Annotated in this window: 15 protein-coding genes; 7 read left to right on the top strand and 8 right to left on the bottom strand. The window is 38.1% G+C overall.

The window, feature by feature from the left end:
* Positions 1–137 precede the first annotated feature (137 nt).
* From aceE to ACT2CV_RS01680, 4 genes are all read left to right on the top strand, one after another.
* Complete coding sequence (aceE, locus tag ACT2CV_RS01665) at positions 138–2,795, top strand: pyruvate dehydrogenase (acetyl-transferring), homodimeric type (RefSeq protein WP_464972750.1); 2,658 nt, start codon at positions 138–140, stop codon at positions 2,793–2,795.
* Positions 2,796–2,888: 93 nt separating this feature from the next.
* A complete protein-coding gene (aceF, locus tag ACT2CV_RS01670; RefSeq protein WP_464972749.1) occupies positions 2,889–4,748 on the top strand; it encodes a pyruvate dehydrogenase complex dihydrolipoyllysine-residue acetyltransferase in 1,860 nt (619 codons plus the stop codon).
* A 53-nt stretch (positions 4,749–4,801) separates the two neighbouring features.
* Entirely contained in the window at positions 4,802–6,226 is a 1,425-nt protein-coding gene (gene lpdA / locus ACT2CV_RS01675; RefSeq protein WP_464972748.1) for a dihydrolipoyl dehydrogenase, read from the top strand.
* A gap of 164 nt (positions 6,227–6,390) precedes the next feature.
* Positions 6,391–6,930, top strand: coding sequence for an NlpC/P60 family protein (locus tag ACT2CV_RS01680; RefSeq protein WP_464972747.1), 540 nt, complete (start codon positions 6,391–6,393; stop codon positions 6,928–6,930).
* A gap of 58 nt (positions 6,931–6,988) precedes the next feature.
* Here ACT2CV_RS01680 and ACT2CV_RS01685 read toward each other — a convergent pair whose 3' ends face one another.
* The gene (locus tag ACT2CV_RS01685; RefSeq protein ID WP_464972746.1) at positions 6,989–7,456 is read right to left on the bottom strand and encodes a LexA family protein; all 468 of its coding nucleotides are present in this window, start codon (positions 7,454–7,456) and stop codon (positions 6,989–6,991) included.
* 235 nt (positions 7,457–7,691) lie between these two features.
* On the opposite strand from ACT2CV_RS01685, the gene sstT reads away from it, so the two are divergent.
* Positions 7,692–8,927, top strand: a complete 1,236-nt coding sequence (gene sstT, locus ACT2CV_RS01690; protein ID WP_464972745.1) for a serine/threonine transporter SstT — start codon at positions 7,692–7,694, stop codon at positions 8,925–8,927.
* A gap of 63 nt (positions 8,928–8,990) precedes the next feature.
* Here the strand turns inward: sstT and tehB are convergent, their stop codons facing one another.
* The 7 genes from tehB to ACT2CV_RS01725 all read right to left on the bottom strand — a co-directional run bounded on the left by tehB (position 8,991) and on the right by ACT2CV_RS01725 (position 16,520).
* Positions 8,991–9,851: an SAM-dependent methyltransferase TehB gene (gene tehB / locus ACT2CV_RS01695; RefSeq protein ID WP_464972744.1), complete on the bottom strand. Its 861-nt coding sequence runs from the start codon at positions 9,849–9,851 to the stop codon at positions 8,991–8,993.
* A gap of 106 nt (positions 9,852–9,957) precedes the next feature.
* Positions 9,958–11,355 (bottom strand): class II fumarate hydratase, encoded by a 1,398-nt coding sequence (gene fumC / locus ACT2CV_RS01700; protein WP_464972743.1) that lies wholly within the window; start codon positions 11,353–11,355, stop codon positions 9,958–9,960.
* Positions 11,356–11,560: 205 nt separating this feature from the next.
* Entirely contained in the window at positions 11,561–14,218 is a 2,658-nt protein-coding gene (gene gyrA, locus ACT2CV_RS01705; protein ID WP_464972742.1) for a DNA topoisomerase (ATP-hydrolyzing) subunit A, read from the bottom strand.
* Positions 14,219–14,356: 138 nt separating this feature from the next.
* Positions 14,357–14,785, bottom strand: coding sequence for a ferric iron uptake transcriptional regulator (gene fur, locus ACT2CV_RS01710; protein ID WP_464972741.1), 429 nt, complete (start codon positions 14,783–14,785; stop codon positions 14,357–14,359).
* An 11-nt stretch (positions 14,786–14,796) separates the two neighbouring features.
* Positions 14,797–15,321 carry a flavodoxin FldA gene (gene fldA, locus ACT2CV_RS01715; protein WP_464972740.1) on the bottom strand — a complete coding sequence of 175 codons (525 nt, stop codon included), beginning with the start codon at positions 15,319–15,321 and terminating at the stop codon, positions 14,797–14,799.
* 5 nt (positions 15,322–15,326) lie between these two features.
* Positions 15,327–15,611 carry a LexA regulated protein gene (ybfE, locus tag ACT2CV_RS01720; protein WP_464972739.1) on the bottom strand — a complete coding sequence of 95 codons (285 nt, stop codon included), beginning with the start codon at positions 15,609–15,611 and terminating at the stop codon, positions 15,327–15,329.
* Positions 15,612–15,734: 123 nt separating this feature from the next.
* Positions 15,735–16,520 (bottom strand): alpha/beta fold hydrolase, encoded by a 786-nt coding sequence (locus tag ACT2CV_RS01725; protein ID WP_464972738.1) that lies wholly within the window; start codon positions 16,518–16,520, stop codon positions 15,735–15,737.
* Positions 16,521–16,602: 82 nt separating this feature from the next.
* On the opposite strand from ACT2CV_RS01725, the gene seqA reads away from it, so the two are divergent.
* Positions 16,603–17,238 (top strand): replication initiation negative regulator SeqA, encoded by a 636-nt coding sequence (seqA, locus tag ACT2CV_RS01730; RefSeq protein WP_464972737.1) that lies wholly within the window; start codon positions 16,603–16,605, stop codon positions 17,236–17,238.
* Positions 17,239–17,249: 11 nt separating this feature from the next.
* Positions 17,250–18,596 (top strand): o-succinylbenzoate--CoA ligase, encoded by a 1,347-nt coding sequence (gene menE, locus ACT2CV_RS01735; protein ID WP_464974022.1) that lies wholly within the window; start codon positions 17,250–17,252, stop codon positions 18,594–18,596.

Consider the following 18,596-nt stretch of genomic DNA (forward strand, 5'->3'; position numbering starts at 1 on the left):
ATAAAATTTACAGAATTTGTTTGTGTGGCTGGAAGTAAGTCTTTCATTCATTCAACAGTATAAGAATTTAGTTATCAATTCGTTGTTTAACCTAAGGTTAAACGTATTTTATTCATTTACTAAATAAGGAAAAGACTATGTCAGATATCGTGAAGAATGACGTAGATCCAATCGAAACTCAAGATTGGCTATTAGCTATTGATTCAATTATTCGTGAAGAAGGAACTGAGCGTGCGCAATTTATTATCGAGCAGTTAATGCAGCATGCACGTACTCAAGCTGTTTCATTACCAATGGGGATTACAACTGATTATGTAAATACTATCCCTGTTTCTGAACAACCGACTTATCCGGGTGATAAAGCTATTGAGCGTCGTATTCGTTCTGCGGTACGTTGGAATGCAATTGCAATGGTTCTACGTAGTCAGAAAAAAGATCTTGATCTTGGCGGACATATTTCAACTTTCCAAGCAGCAGCAACGATGTATGAAGTTTGTTATAACCACTTCTTCAAGGCTGCAACAGAAAAAGATGGCGGTGACTTAATTTATTCTCAAGGTCATGCTGCACCAGGACTTTATGCTCGTGCTTATCTTGAGGGCCGTTTAACAGAAGAACAAATGGATAATTTCCGCCAAGAAGCGTTTGTTGATGGTTTATCTTCTTACCCGCATCCAAAATTAATGCCTGAATTCTGGCAATTTTCAACCGTATCTATGGGGTTAGGTCCTGTAAATGCGATTTATCAAGCCCGTTTCTTAAAATATTTACATAACCGCGGTATTAAAGATACAACAGGTCAAAAAGTGTATGCTTTCTTAGGCGATGGTGAGATGGATGAAATCGAGTCTAAAGGTGGATTACTTTTAGCTTCTCGTGAAAATTTAGATAACTTAATTTTCGTAATTAGTTGTAACCTGCAACGTTTAGATGGCCCAGTAAATGGTAACGGTAAAATTGTTCAAGAATTAGAAGGTTTATTTACTGGTGCTGGTTGGGAAGTTATCAAAGTACTATGGGGTAGCAACTGGGATAAATTATTTGCTAAAGATACAACAGGTAAATTAGCTCAATTGATGATGGAAGTGGTTGATGGTGACTACTTAACATTTAAATCCAAAAATGGTGCTTATGTTCGTGAACATTTCTTTGGTCGTTATCCAGAAACCTCAGCATTAGTTGCAGATATGACTGATGATGAAATTTGGGCATTACGTCGTGGTGGTCATGATAGCGAGAAAATGTTTGCTGCATTTGAACGTGCACAGAAATCAAACAAACCAGTTGTTATCTTAGCTCAATTAATTAAAGGTTATAAGATTCCTGAAGCGGAAAGTAAAAACATTGCTCACCAATCTAAGAAAATGTCATTAGAGAGCTTAAAAGGTTTCCGCGATCATTTCCATTTACCATTAACAGACGAGCAAGTTGAGAACTTAGAATATATCAAATTTGCAGAAGGATCTGATGAATACAACTATATTCATGGTCATCGTAAAGCATTAAATGGTTACGTTCCTGCTCGTAAGCCTAAGTTTACTGTTGAATATAAAGTGCCTGCATTGTCTGAGTTCCAAGCATTATTAGAGGAACAACCTCGTGGTATTTCAACAACAATGGCGTTCTCTCGTGTGTTAAATACGCTATTAAAAGATAAAAATATTGGTAAAACCATCGTACCTATTATTGCGGATGAAGCTCGTACTTTCGGTATGGAAGGTTTATTCCGTCAAATTGGTATTTACAATCCACATGGTCAAAACTATGTACCTTCAGATCGTGATTTAGTTGCTTACTACCGCGAAGCGATTGATGGGCAAGTTTTACAAGAAGGTATCAATGAGTTAGGTGCAACTTCATCTTGGGTTGCTGCTGCAACTTCATACTCAGTGAATAACCAACCGATGATCCCATTCTTTATTTACTACTCAATGTTTGGTTTCCAACGTGTAGGCGATATGATGTGGTTAGCGGGCGACCAATTAGCACGTGGCTTTATGATTGGTGGTACTTCTGGTCGTACAACATTAAATGGTGAAGGTTTACAACACGAAGATGGTCACAGCCATATCCAAGCGGGTGTTATTCCTAACTGTGTAACCTATGATCCAGCATTTGCTTATGAAGTTGCAGTTGTTGTTCAAGATGGTATTGAGCGTATGTATGGTGAGAAACAAGAAGACGTGTTCTACTACATTACGACCTTGAATGAAATTACAGAACAACCAGCAATGCCTGCAGGTGCAGAAGAGGGTATTCGTAAAGGTTTATACAAATTCGAAACCGTTGAAGGTAAAGGTAAAGGTCATGTTCAGTTATTAGGTTCTGGTGCAATTATGCGTCATGTTCGTGCAGCAGCTCAAATTTTAGCGAATGATTATGGCGTAACCGCAGATGTATTCTCTGCGCCGTCTTTCAATGAATTAGCGCGTGATGGTCATGATGCTGCTCGTTGGAATTTATTACACCCAACTGAAACGCCACGAGTTCCTTATGTTGCTCAAGTATTAGCGGATTTACCAACAGTTGCTTCTACTGACTATATGAAACTTTATGCAGATCAAATTCGCGCATTTGTACCAAGCAAACATTACCATGTATTAGGAACTGATGGCTTTGGTCGTTCAGATAGTCGTGATAACTTACGCGAACACTTTGAAGTGAACGAATATTATGTGGTTGTAGCGGCATTATCTCAATTAGCGAAAGAAGGTGTTGTGTCAACACAGGTTGTTGCTGATGCGATTGCTAAATTTGGCTTAAATGTAGATCGTATTAATCCGTTATACGCATAATTTAAGTGAAATCATCGAACACAGTTGTTCGATAATAAAGAAGTGGGTGCATAAACGCACCCCTAACCTGATTTCAAAGAAAGGATAATTAAAATGTCAAAACAAATTCAAGTGCCAGATATCGGTAGTGATGAAGTTACAGTAACCGAAGTGATGGTCAAAGTCGGTGATACTGTTTCAGTAGATCAATCAATTATCAATGTAGAAGGTGATAAAGCTTCAATGGAAGTTCCTTCACCAGAAGCGGGTGTTGTTGAGCAAATCTTAGTAAAAGTGGGCGATAAAGTATCTACAGGCACGCCAATGTTTGTATTAGCCGCAGCAGGCGCAGCGCCAGCTGCTGAGCCGGCAAAAGTTGAAGCTGCTCCAGCAGCCGTTGCTTCAGCTGTAGTAGAAGTGAATGTGCCAGATATCGGTTCTGATGAAGTGAATGTAACCGAAATTATGGTTAAAGTAGGCGATAAAGTTGAAGTTGATCAATCAATTATCAATGTAGAAGGTGATAAAGCTTCAATGGAAGTACCTGCCCCTGTTGCTGGTATTGTTAAAGAGATCTTAATCAATGTTGGCGATAAAGTCGCTACAGGCAAATTGATTATGAAATTTGAAACAGCAAGTGCAGCACCTGTAGCTGCTGCTCCTGCTACACAACAAGCTGCACCAGCTCAAAGTGCGGTTAAAGATGTGAATGTTCCAGATATCGGTGGCGATGAAGTTAATGTTACTGAAATTATGGTTAAAGTTGGTGATAGTGTAGCAGAAGAGCAATCATTAATTACAGTTGAAGGTGATAAAGCTTCAATGGAAGTACCTGCGCCGTTTGCTGGTGTAGTAAAAGAAATTTTAGTGAAATCAGGCGATAAAGTATCTACAGGTTCACTCATTATGCGCTTTGAAGTTGAAGGTGCCGCACCTGTAGCTGCGTCAGCACCAGCAGCGCAACCTGCATCAGCTCCGGCTCCAGCCGCAGCGCCAGCACAATCATTAGCGCCAGTTAATCAAGATGCGGTAACTTCAAGTTCAACCTTCGCTCATGCAACTCCTGTAGTTCGTCGCTTAGCACGTGAATTTGGCGTGAACTTAGATAAAGTGAAAGGTACAGGACGTAAAGGTCGTATCTTAAAAGAAGACGTTCAAGAATACGTGAAGAATGCCTTAAAAGCATTAGAAAGCGGTGCAGCTTCTACTGGTGCGGCAAATGGAGCTGGTCTAGGTCTATTACCATGGCCAAAAGTTGATTTCAGCAAATTTGGTGAAACAGAAGAAGTTGAATTAGGTCGTATTCAAAAAATCTCTGGTGCAAACTTACATCGCAACTGGGTAATGATTCCACATGTTACTCAATGGGATAAAGCGGACATTACTGATTTAGAACAATTCCGTAAAGAACAAAATGCGTTATTAGAGAAAACGAAACAAGATGTTAAAGTAACGCCATTAGTGTTTATTATGAAAGCGGTAGCGAAAGCATTAGAAGCATATCCTCGTTTTAACAGTTCAATCTCAGAAGATGCACAACGTTTAACATTGAAAAAATATATCAACATTGGTGTTGCAGTTGATACGCCAAATGGGTTGGTTGTGCCAGTATTCAAAGATGTGAATAAGAAAGGCATTATTGAACTTTCTCGTGAGTTGGCTGAAGTATCGAAAAAAGCACGCGCTGGTAAATTAACCGCTTCTGATATGCAAGGTGGTTGTTTCACAATTTCAAGTTTAGGCGGTATTGGTGGTACCCACTTTACTCCTATCGTGAATGCGCCAGAAGTTGCAATTTTAGGTGTATCTAAATCTGAAATGACACCAGTTTGGAATGGTAAAGAATTTACACCACGCTTAATGCTTCCATTGTCATTATCTTATGATCACCGCGTCATTGACGGTGCAGATGGTGCACGTTTCATTACGTTTATTAATGGTGTATTGTCTGATCTACGTCGTTTAGTGATGTAATATATTCCGCAAAGTGCGGTGAAAAATCCGCACATTTTTGAGAAGGAAAAGAAATGAGCAAAGAAATTAAAACGCAAGTTGTGGTACTAGGTGCTGGTCCTGCTGGTTATTCTGCCGCATTCCGTTGCGCTGATTTAGGTTTAGAAACCGTTTTAGTGGAACGTTACTCTACATTAGGTGGTGTTTGTTTAAACGTAGGTTGTATCCCTTCAAAAGCTTTATTGCACGTTGCTAAAGTGATTGAAGATGCAAAACATGTTGAACATCATGGCGTGGTATTTGGCGAGCCAACCATTGACTTGGATAAAATTCGTGAAGGTAAAGAAGGTGTTATTAACCGCTTAACAACAGGTTTAGCGGGTATGGCGAAAATGCGTAAAGTGACTGTTGTGGAAGGTTTAGCTAAATTTACTGACAGTCATACAATGGTCGCTAAAGATCGCGAAGGTAACCCAACAACAATTAAATTTGATAATGCTATTATTGCAGCGGGTTCACGCCCAATTCAATTACCATTTATTCCACATGAAGATCCTCGTGTATGGGACTCAACTGATGCATTAGCGTTACGTGAAATTCCAGAACGTTTATTAGTGATGGGCGGTGGTATTATCGGGTTGGAAATGGGAACCGTATATAGTGCGTTAGGTTCTGAAATTGATGTAGTTGAAATGTTCGACCAAGTTATTCCAGCTGCGGATAAAGATATTGTTAAAATCTATACTAAGCAAATTGAGAAAAACTTTAATCTTTTATTAGAAACCAAAGTGACAGCTGTTGAAGCGAAAGAAGATGGCATCCATGTTTCTATGGAAGGTAAGGGCGCAAACGAAACTCGCGTTTATGATGCAGTATTAGTTGCTATTGGTCGTACGCCAAATGGTAAATTAATTGATGCTCACTTAGCGGGTGTTGAAGTTGATGAGCGTGGATTTATCCGTACCGATAAACAAATGCGTACAAATGTACCGCACATTTTTGCTATCGGCGATATTGTTGGTCAACCAATGTTAGCGCATAAAGGGGTTCATGAAGGTCATGTTGCAGCTGAAGTTATTGCCGGCAAAAAACATTATTTCGATCCGAAAGTGATTCCATCAATTGCTTATACTGAGCCTGAAGTTGCTTGGGTGGGTAAAACTGAGAAAGAATGTAAAGCTGAGAATCTCAATTATGAAGTAGCAACATTCCCTTGGGCTGCTTCAGGTCGAGCAATTGCATCTGATTGTGCTGAAGGTATGACTAAATTGATTTTCGATAAAGACAGTCATCGCATTTTAGGTGGTGCTATTGTTGGTACTAACGCAGGTGAATTATTAGGTGAAATTGGTTTAGCCATTGAAATGGGATGTGATGCAGAAGATATCGCATTAACAATTCATGCTCACCCAACCTTACATGAATCTGTTGGCTTAGCCGCAGAGGTATTTGAAGGCTCAATCACTGATTTACCAAATCCAAAGGCGAAGAAAAAATAATTCTTCGCATGGTTTATGTAAGCCTCTCTGAGTTAAGGGAGGCATTTTTATTGCATAAAAATGCGATTTTTATCACAAAATTTGCATAAAATGACAATAAAACTGGTAATTATGCAAAAACTCAGGTAGGATGACTGGGTTTTTAATTTGTAGTAATAATGAATATGTTAAAAAAGATTTTTATTTTAGCAGGCGCAATTTTATTAACTGCCTGTGCACATAGTCCCAGGAATGTTCAAACGTTGGGAATAACAGCAAAAGATGATACACAATTAACCGCATTGATTGGTAGTTTAAAAACGAATAAACCTCAGATGACGGTATTAAAGGGATCTTCAAATTCATCTGTTGAATACAAAAAGTTAATGAATTTATATAATCAATGGGCGGGAACTCGTTATCGTTTAGGTGGGACAGGATCTCGTGGAATTGATTGCTCCGCATTAATGCAAGAAGTGTTCGAGCAAGCCTATGGTATTTCATTGCCTCGCTCAACTTCTGAACAAAAATCAGTTGGAAGACAAATTAATAAGCATCAATTAAAAGAGGGCGATTTGGTTTTCTTTAGAGGAAATCGTCATGTGGGTGTTTATTTAGGAAATGGTCGCTTCATGCATGCGAGTTCTAGTCAAGGGGTCACGATTAGTTATTTGAGTGAAAACTATTGGGCAAGAACCTATACTCAAGCAAGACGAATTTTATAATTATTCAGTGATTAAAAGTGCGGTTAAAACTTTAGTTGTTTTGACCGCACTTTGTATTTTAAGCCGCAAATCTCATGGTATTTGCACGAGATTTAATTTGATGAATAGTATTTGTTACTGTTCCGATGATATCTAATTTTGTCCAATCTCTTGTTTTAATATTTTGTGCCTTGGAGCTAAGTGGAAAGAAAATAAATTCATCATTGCTATGGGTAATAAATTCATAGATTTCCATTGTGCCTTCATTATCAATTACAACTAAATCCCCAATACTTAAATTATCTTGCTTTTCAACAACTAACATATCATCTTTTTCAATTCCCCATGCTAGCATATCAGGATTAGTTACCCGAATAAAACAAGTTTGCTGTGGGCGCTTAATGCAATATAAATTAAGATCAAGTTTGCGACTGTAATTCAATGTCGTCGATTGACGATCTTCAAAATACGGCATTGGGTGGTAAGAGAAATCATTACAGATAATTGCATCATTGTTAAATTGAGTTGAGTTGATTGCATAGTTCATAATAATTTACCTTATATACATGATTATTTTTATAGCTGTATAATACTGTAAATAAAAATAGTGTGTCAACAGTATTTTTAGATATTTTTTAATTATTGTAATAAAAATATGATTTTTTCTTGTCTGTATATTTCTTTTCGTTGCAATTTCAGATATCTTTACTCGGCATAGTTGGATCTTCAGATCTGTGTGATTAACAGGGCAGGCAATCGCTTGCGTAATATAGTGAATTATTATGAAAACATCTCCTTTATTGTCATTTTTTTTCCAAGGAAGTCTGGTTAAACGCATTTCTATCGGTTTGCTCCTTGGTATTATTGTTGCAGTGATTTCACCTAGCTTGGAACCAACGTTAGGTATGAACTTAGCAGAACAATTCAATATTTTAGGTACACTTTTTGTACGCGCATTGCGTGCGGTTGCACCAATTCTTGTATTTGTATTAGTGGTTTCAGCTATTGCAAATCGTAGTATTGGTACCAAAAGTAATATGTCAACCATTATTCTGCTTTATGTTTTAGGTACTTTCCTTGCAGCTTGTACAGCGGTAATTGCAAGCTTTATGTTCCCTGTTGAAATTCCATTAACAACGGCTGAGAATTCATTAACACCTCCAGGATCAATCAGTGAAGTATTAACAACTGTTATTCTTAATATTTTTGATAACCCAATTGTAGCTTTATCAAAAGGTAACTTCATCGGCATCTTAGCTTGGGCGATTGCATTAGGTTTAGTATTACGTCACGCGAGAGAAAATACTAAAAGCGTATTTAATGATATTTCAGATGCGATTTCTAAAATTGTGCATTTAGTTATTAATTTAGCGCCATTTGGTGTGTTTGGCTTAGTTACTTCAACCCTAGCTGATAAAGGCTTAGGCGCTTTATGGGATTATGCACGTTTACTAGCGGTATTACTTGGCGCAATGGCCTTTGTGGCATTTGTGATTAATCCAATTATGGTGTATTGGAAAATTCGTCGTAACCCATATCCATTAGTTTGGGAATGTATCCGCGTGAGTGGTTTAACCGCATTCTTTACTCGTAGTTCAGCAGCAAATATTCCAGTAAATATGGAATTAGCAAAACGTTTAGAACTCGATGAAGAAACCTATTCTGTATCTATTCCATTAGGTGCAACCATCAACATGGCGGGTGCTGCAATTACTATCACTGTATTAGCTTTAGCAGCGGTAAATACTTTGAATATTGAAGTGTCTATCCCAACATCTATCTTATTAAGCGTGGTAGCGAGTGTTTGTGCTTGTGGTGCTTCAGGTGTTGCTGGTGGTTCATTATTATTAATTCCATTAGCTTGTAGCTTATTCGGTATTTCAGAAGATGTGGCTGCTCAAGTGATTGCGGTAGGTTTCGTTATTGGTGTGTTACAAGACTCAGCGGAAACTGCATTAAACTCATCAACTGACGTATTATTTACTGCGGCAGCTTGTTTAGCAAAAGATGCTAAATAATCGAGATTAAATATAAAAAAGCGACCAATTCGGTCGCTTTTTTTGTAAAAGTGCGGTGAAAAATTAGGCTTTCTTCTTTGCCAGCATTGTAACAAATTTCATCTTAATGCGATTGCCATTTTCATCGGTTTTATGCAATTCACCCATTTCTTCATTGTATTTTAATAGTTCCCAATCGGCATAATATTGCTTCAACTCATTTTCTTTAAAGGTAAATGAAAAAGGAATTGGACAAGGTACATCATCAGTATCCATTGCAGAAACAATTAAATTGTAGCCTCCTTTATTGGTATGCGACTGCATATTTTGAATGATATGAGGCACCGCTTCTCGTTTTAAGAACATAAACACAACGGTAGAAAGGATAAAGTCGTAATTCTCTTGAATATTGGCGCTGTTAATATCATAAAGTGCGGTGTTCATTTCGAGATTTTCTTTTTCCTTGGTTTCATTTAAGAAAGCCAAACTATTTTGATTATGATCCCAAGAGGTGACATCATAGCCTAATAAGCTTAAGAACAAAGAGTTCCGACCTTGCCCACAGCCTAAATCAAGCACTTTACAAGGTGAAATACTTTCTACGGCCGATTTCACTTCTGAATGTGTGGCGGTCATATTATATTTTTTAGAAAAGTAATCTTCTTTTTTACAATAAAATTCTAAGTAACATTCTAAATCATCAGATATAGCTTCGATTTTATGCCAAACTTGCGGCTCGATAAAAGTGGTATCGTTGCTGCTAAAAACAGACTCGCTAAGAATATCGCCATTTTCATCCAGCTCATAAAAATTAAGCTGACCTTTTAGAATAGTTAATTTTCCCCAAGTGCCCACCTTAGTATTATGCTTTTGCTGGAACATTTGCGGTAAACTTTCTTTTGTCCAAATAGGCATACGTTTATAACAAATTAATTCGTTTTTCATCCGTCTCATCCTTTGCTTTATAAAGTTGAGTTTGATACTAGGGTATTTGTATTTTCTATGCAATAAAAAAGGCTCAAAAATTTGAGCCTTGTCATAATTTAGTTAATTATTTTAATGAACCGACCATATCTTCCGGTCTTACCCATTCATCAAATTGTTCAGCAGTCACTAAGCCCAAGTTGATTGCTTCTTCTTTTAATGTTGTGCCATTTTTATGGGCTGTTTTAGCGATTTTCGCTGCATTTTCATAACCGATATGGGTATTAAGTGCGGTTACTAACATTAAAGAATCATCCAATTGTTTCTTAATGCGAGGGTAGTTAGGTTCAATACCTACAGCACAATGTTCATCGAATGATACGCAAACATCTGCTAATAATTGTGCTGATTGTAAGAAGTTGGCTGCCATAACAGGTTTAAACACATTTAATTGGAAATGACCTTGTGTTCCCGCAAAAGAAATCGTGGTGTCATTACCTAATACTTGTGCACAAACCATGGTCATTGCTTCGCATTGGGTTGGGTTTACTTTACCTGGCATGATTGATGAACCTGGTTCATTTTCAGGGATTAAAATTTCACCGATACCAGAACGAGGACCTGATGCTAATAAACGAATGTCATTGGCGATTTTGTATAAAGAAACCGCTAATTGTTTTAATGCGCCATGAGTTTCAACAACTGCATCATGAGTTGCTAAAGCTTCAAATTTATTTTCTGCGGTCACAAATGGTAAGCCAGTGAATTTTGCAATGTAATCTGCTACTTTTACATCATAGCCTTTTGGTGTATTTAAACCCGTACCTACCGCAGTACCACCTAAAGCTAATTGTGCTAAATGTGGTAAGGTATTTTTCAATGCACGTAAGCCAAAATCTAATTGTGCAGCATAAGCGCTGAATTCTTGACCTAATGTTAATGGTGTTGCGTCCATTAAATGAGTACGACCAATTTTCACTACATCTTTAAAGGCTTCTGCTTTTTGTGCGAAGGTTTTTTGTAAACGCTCTACGCAAGGAATGGTCACTTCAACTACTTTTTTATAAGCCGCAATGTGCATTGCAGTTGGGTAGGTGTCATTTGAAGATTGGGACTTATTCACATCATCATTTGGGTGAATAATAGATTTCTCGCCAAGTTTTCCACCATTTAACACATGTGCGCGATTTGAAATCACTTCGTTAAGGTTCATGTTTGATTGTGTACCAGAACCTGTTTGCCAAATGACAAGTGGGAATTGATCATCTAATTTGTTTGCTAGAATTTCATCACAAGCTTGTGCAATTAAATCACGTTTTTCGACTGCTAACACACCTAATTCATGGTTGGCATAAGCCGCTGCTTTTTTCAAATAACCAAAAGCTTCAATAATTTCTTTTGGCATAGAGGCTTCAGGACCAATTTTGAAATTATTACGAGAACGTTCAGTTTGTGCTGCCCAGTATTTATCTGCTGGTACTTGAACTTCGCCCATGGTGTCTTTTTCAATACGAAATGCTGTCATAGAAATAATCCTCATGAATATAAATAAACTACATGGAGTTTACCACTTGCGAGGTAGGAAGTGAATGTTAGAAGAAGGTTAAATTTCCGTTTTGTGATTTAGATCATAATAAAAGTGCGGTGTATTTTTATCGATTTTTATAACGATTAAAAATACACCGCATTTTAATTTTAACAACTGGTTTTATGTTACTCAGAACAGTCGATTATTCTTCCGAATTTTCCACCGCGCTTTCACCATCAAATTCATCTTCTTCTGGTTCAGCTACGCGTTCTAAGCTAACAACTTGTTCGTTTTCTGCAGTACGAATTAAGCGAACACCTTGCGTGTTACGTCCAATAATATTGACTTCACTCACACGAGTGCGCACAAGCGTTCCCGCGTCTGTAATCAACATAATTTGGTCTGTTTCTTCCACTTGTGTTGCAGCAACTACTTTGCCATTGCGTTCGCTTACTTTAATGGAAATAACACCTTTGGTATTACGTGATTTCGTCGGATATTCTTCTAATTTTGTACGTTTACCATAACCGTTTTGAGTTGCAGTCAGAATTTCGCCATTATTTTTTGGTACCACAAGGGAAACCACTTTGTCGATATTTAAATCTAAACTGTCTTCTACGTTATCGTCAGAAACGTCTTCAATTTCCACCGCACTTTCATCATCAGACATCTCTAAGGTAAGCGCAAGTTTGATTCCACGAACACCTGTTGCGGTTCTCCCCATTGCTCGAACAGCATTTTCACTGAATCTGACCACGCGACCTTGAGCAGAGAACAACATGATTTCATTGCTACCATCGGTGATATCTACGCCAATTAACTCATCTTCATCACGTAAATTTAATGCAATGATACCATTTGAACGTGGGCGACTAAATTCGGTGAGGGCAGTTTTCTTCACAATACCGCCAGCGGTTGCCATCACCACGAATTTATCTTCATCGTAGTTGGCTACTGGTAAAATAGCGGTAATACGTTCATTTTCTTCTAATGGTAGAATATTCACAATTGGACGTCCACGTGAACCGCGGCTTGCTTGTGGTAATTGGTAGACTTTCAACCAATAGAGGCGACCGCGACTTGAGAAGCATAAAATAGTGTCATGAGTATTTGCCACTAATAAACGCTCAATGAAATCTTCTTCTTTCATTTTGGTCGCAGATTTTCCTTTACCACCGCGACGCTGTGCTTCATAGTCAGTTAATGGCTGATATTTCACATAGCCTTCGTGAGAAAGGGTAACAACCACATCTTCCTGTGCGATGAGATCTTCTAAATTAATATCGCCAGAAGCAGCAGTAATTTCTGTTCGACGAGCGTCATTGAAATTTTGTTTAACTAATTCTAATTCTTCGCGAATCACTTCACGCAAACGATCTGTGCTGGTCAGAATGTGTAATAATTCGCCAATTTGAACTAAGATTTCTTTATACTCATCAACAATTTTTTCATGTTCTAAACCGGTTAAACGGTGTAGACGTAATTCTAAAATTGCACGAGCTTGCGCATCTGAAAGATAGTATTCGCCATTGTGAATACCACATTCTTTTGGTAAGTCGTCAGGACGTGAAGCGTCAACGCCTGCGGCTTCTAACATTGGCGCAACATTACCTAATTGCCAAGGTTGTGCTAATAAGCCTTCACGAGCTTCTTCTGCTGTTTTTGAGGCACGAATTAAATTGATAACAGGATCAATATTAGCGAGAGCAATTGCTAAACCTTCTAAAATATGTGCGCGCTCGCGAGCTTTGCGTAATTCAAACACTGTGCGGCGAGTAACGACTTCACGACGATGTTTGACGAAGGCTTCAATAATTTGTTTTAAGTTGAATAAACGCGGTTGACCATGATCTAAAGCGACCATATTGATACCGAAGGTGACTTGCATTTGTGTCAGCGCGTAAAGATGATTTAAGACCACTTCGCCGACCGCATCGCGTTTAATATCAATTTCGAGGCGGATCCCTTCTTTACTTGAGAGATCAAGCACATTAGCGATACCTTCAATTTTCTTTTCACGCACTAATTCAGCAATTTTTTCTACTAATTTTGCTTTATTGACTTGATAAGGAATTTCGGTAATAACAATTTGCTCACGTCCTTTATCATTTACTTCAACTGTCGCTTTCGCACGAACGTAAACTTTACCGCGGCCTGTTTTATATGCTTCTTCAATACCTCGACGACCATTAATCAGTGCAGCAGTTGGAAAGTCAGGACCTGGAATAAATTGCATGAGTTCATCAATGCTGATATCTTCGTTATCAATGTAAGCAAGACAGCCATCCATCACCTCGCCTAAATTATGCGGAGGAATATTGGTTGCCATACCCACAGCAATACCTGATGAACCATTGACTAAAAGTGCTGGAATCTTCGTTGGTAACACATCAGGAATCATTTCTTTGCCATCGTAGTTTGGCGAGAAATCAACGGTTTCTTTGTCTAAATCAGTTAATAATTCCTGTGTGATTTTTTGCATACGTACTTCGGTATAACGCATTGCAGCCGGCGCATCGCCATCAATTGAACCGAAGTTACCTTGACCATCCACAAGCATATAGCGTAAAGAAAAGGGCTGAGCCATACGCACAATGGTGTCATAAACCGCACTATCGCCATGTGGGTGGTATTTACCGATAACATCGCCCACAACACGCGCCGATTTTACATAGGATTTATTATGTGTATTGCCGCTTTGATCCATTGAAAAAAGAACGCGTCGGTGTACAGGTTTTAAACCATCGCGCACATCGGGTAACGCACGTCCAACAATGACCGACATGGCATAGTCAAGATAAGAAGATTTTAGTTCTTCTTCAATGCTCACAGGGATAATATCTTGTGTTAATTCAGACATTGATAATTTCCTAATCTGTATAAAAAAATTAGCGAAATTATAGCATAAAAAGGGCAATTTCGCCTAAAGGTAATTGGCTTTTTTAGGCAAAAAATAAGAAAAAAGTGCGGTGTTTTTCACCGCACTTTTGGGAGGAATTTATTTCTCACATTTGTTAATATCAGTACATTTTCCATAGAGATATAAACTGTGGTTTTCCAGTTGAATACCATGTTCTTTGCTGATCGCTTTTTGGCGTTCTTCAATGATAGTATCATTGAATTCAAAGACTTTTCCGCAATCCACACAAATGATGTGATCATGGTGTTCTGTCGGGGCTAATTCAAAGATCGATTTGTTGCCTTCAAAGTTATGACGAACCAAAATTTTTGCTTCATCAAATTGGTTTAATACACGATAAACGGTCGCTAAACCAATTTCTTCACCTTTCTCTAACAACATTTTGTATACATCTTCAGCAGAGAAATGTTCCATCTTATGCTCTTGCATAAGGGCTAAAATGGTTAAGCGAGGCTCAGTGATCTTTAACCCAGCTTTTTTTAATAGTTTGATATTTTCTTCGGACATATTAACATTCCTTATGCTAATTCAGCTAAACACATTTCATCGTAAACTTGTTTAACCCAGGTTTCAACACGAGCGGCAGTTAATTCCGGTTGACGATCTTCATCAATACATAAACCTACAAAGGTATTTTCATCTAATAATGCACGTGAAGATTCGAAACTATATCCCTCTGTTGACCAATGACCTACCACGATTGCGCCATGTGGTTCGATAATTTCACGAACAGTACCCATGGCATCGCAGAAATAATCTGCATAATCTTCTTGGTCACCACAACCGAAAATCGCGACTAATTTGTCTGTGAAATCAATTTCTTCTAAAGTTGGGAAGAAATCATCCCAATCACATTGTGCTTCGCCATAATACCAAGTCGGAATACCGAACATTAAAAAATCATATTTTTCAATGTCTTCTTTGCTACTTTTGGCGATGTCACGAATATCAACTAATTCGCTGCCTAGTTGCTTTTGGATCATTTTCGCAATATTTTCTGTGTTGCCTGTGTCACTACCGTAAAATAAACCAACAATAGCCATGTTATTTACCTATTTCCTTGAATATTGAAGTAATCTTGTAAGATGTTTTCGATCATTTCAGATCGACTTATATTATTAATTGAAGCGAGTTCTTCTAATTGCTGCACTAATTCGAGGTGTAATTTTAATTCGACACGTTTTAAACCACTTGAGCGATCGCGGCGAAGTTGATTACGTTTATTTACCCGAATTTGTTGTTCACGACTAAGTGGATTTGTTCTTGGTCTTCCTACTCGACGTTGATCAGCAAAGAGATCTAATGTAATGCAATCTGCATCTTGCTTTGCCATGTTTTAATTCACTGTTTAATTTCATACTAACAATCATGCCATTAATAATGAGAATGATTGACTACTAGAGAAAATTTGTTGAACTATACCATAATTCCACAATAAATTAAATGTTAAAAACGATTAATCTGATTGTAAAAAACGTTGAATTGCTCGAATGACAAACTCCGGTTTTTCTGCATGCACCCAATGTCCCGCGCCATTAATGGTAAATGAGGTGGCAAGAGGAAATTGCGCAAGAACAGCATTTGTATCTTGCTCTGAAATGTAGTTGGATAAACCACCTTTAATAAAGAGTGTTTTTACTTTTGTGGCAACTTGATTATCCCAGCCCATAATCTCATCATAATGCTGATAAAGTGCGGTGAAATTAAAGCGAAATTTTTGTGTAGAATTGATATCAAAAGATTTCAGCATAAATTGCTGTACGCTTTCATCTTCAATATATTTTGCCAAAATTGGTTTTGCTTGTTGGCGTGTTTCTGCGTTGCTTTCAGCGACCGCAAACAATCCTGCAAACACCTTATCATGCCAGCGATGAGAGTAAGCCACAGGCGCAATATCAATTACAACTAACTTTTCTATGAGTTCAGGAATTAGCGTCGCCACTTTCATTGCGGTTTTTCCGCCCATGGAATGACCAATCAAAATCAGCTTATCTAATTGTAAATGTTCAACTAATTTCACGATATCTTGTGCCATTGCCTCATAGTTCATTTCATCGCTATGAAAACTCTGTCCATGATTGCGCAAATCAACCCGCAAAATAGGGTAGTGATCGCTAAAAGCTCGCGCAAGCACGCCGAGATTATTCATATCGCCGAATAATCCATGAATAAAGACTAAGGTAGGTTGTTTGCTGTTTTCACAAGGTGTAAATTGGTAGTGAAGTAATTGTTGAATTGACATTATTTTTTACATGGAGAATTTACAAAGATGCGGGTATAATGCGAGAAATCCTTATTTGAATCAAGTTTTGTGAGAAGCATAAATGAAAATTATTGAAGTTGATGAAGAATTATACCAATACATTGCTAGTCATACCCAATCTATTGGCGAAAGCGCCTCCGATATTTTACGTCGTTTATTACATTTATCTTCTTCAAGTGTGAGTTCTACTGCGTTAGAAGTGACACCTGTTGTTGAGCCTGAACCCGTTCCAACTCAAACGGAAGTCAAACCTGTTGAGCAAATGGAAATGCGCTTGGAAAGTGCGGTGCAAAATCAACAAGATTTAGGTAACGACAAGGTATTATCTGATCAAAATACCTTAAATCCTATTTTGCAATTATTGGCATCAGAAGCTTTCAAACAAGAGAGTAAAGGCGTGTTACGTTTCCTTTCACTTTTAACTGCACTTTATCAAATCAACCCAACAGCCTTTGCTAATGCTATTGCTTCTGAAAATGTGCAAGGAAGAACGCGTCTTTATTTTGCGCAAGATGAGAAAACATTATTACAAGCGGGCAATCATACCAAACCGAAAGCGATTCCTAACACGCCTTATTGGGTGATTACCAATAATAATAGCGGTCGTAAAATGATCATGTTAGAAGCTGTTATGCGCGAAATGAAATTGCCACATGAAGTGATTGAAGAGGTTAAAAACGCATTCGTTGGCGGTTAATCGTGACAGATTTGTTCCCTTGGCAACAATATGCCAGCACATATCCACATAAGATTGCCTTGCGAGATTTTTCGCAGGGCATTGCTTTTACTTGGTCAGCACTGAATGAGCAAATTGCGCAAAAAGTCGCTATTCTAAAGCAATTGCCTGATTCAACTGGCTTTGCTATTGCAATTTCAGGCAAAAATAGTTTCGCCTTGTTGAGTTATTATCTCGCAGCATTGCAATGCGAAATGCCCGTATTATTGCTTAATCCTGCCTTTCCTCAAGCTAAAATCGCTACATTATGTGAGCAGAATGGCATCCGCTATTGGATCGATTGTCAATCCGATCGTATTATTCAACAATGGAACAATCCTCAATTTTCAGCGCAAAGTTTAACTTTAACGCTGACTTCAGGATCAACAGGCACCCCAAAAGCTATTATTCATCTTATGCAAAACCATTTGGATAATGCGAAAGGCGTGTGTGAGTTAATGCACTTTAGCACTGAAGACAGTTGGTTGTTTTCTTTGCCTTTATATCATGTGTCAGGACAGGGCATTGTGTGGCGTTGGTTGTTACAAGGGGCTGAGCTGATTTTGCCTAGTGATAATTTTTATGCAGATTTATTCCGCTCAACTCATGCATCTTTAGTACCAACCCAAGCGCAGCGTTTATTGGATTATTGGCAGCAACATCCGCAAAGTGCGGTGCAAATTCGCTCAGTTTTATTGGGGGGCTCACATATTCCCGCAGAATTAACGCAAAATTTAACCGCACTTGGTATCCAAGCTTATTGTGGTTATGGCATGACAGAAATGGCTTCTACAGTATTTGCAAAAAAATGTGATTCGACTTCTGGTGTGGGAAATTTATTGCAAGGGAGAGAGTTCCAAATTGTTGATAATGAAATTTGGTTAAAAGGTGCGGGATTAGGTTTGGGGTATTATGCTCAAGGAAAAATTCAACCATTAACGAATTCGCAAGGCTGGTTACAGACTAAAGACAAAGGTTATTGGAACGGTGAGGAACTTTATATCCAAGGTCGTTTGGATAATATGTTTATTTCTGGTGGTGAAAATATTCAACCAGAAGAAATTGAAAACCTCATTTTGTGTCATCCTCAAGTGAAGCAGGTATTTATTTTACCTAAAGCTGATGAAGAATTTGGTTATCGCCCAGTAGCTTTTATTGTTTTTTCCACTGAATTTTCCACCGCACTTGTAGATGAACTCAAATTATGGTTAAGTAATAGAATTGAAAAATTTAAACAACCAGTTTGTTATCTTCCGCTGCCACAACAAGTAGGTGAACAGGGCGCAATTAAAATATCAAGGGCTGCTTTAGCCAAGGAATTAACACGTTTATTAGGATAA

This window comes from Reella acinonychis (assembly GCF_052384575.1).
Lineage (GTDB): Bacteria > Pseudomonadota > Gammaproteobacteria > Enterobacterales > Pasteurellaceae > JBQSUQ01.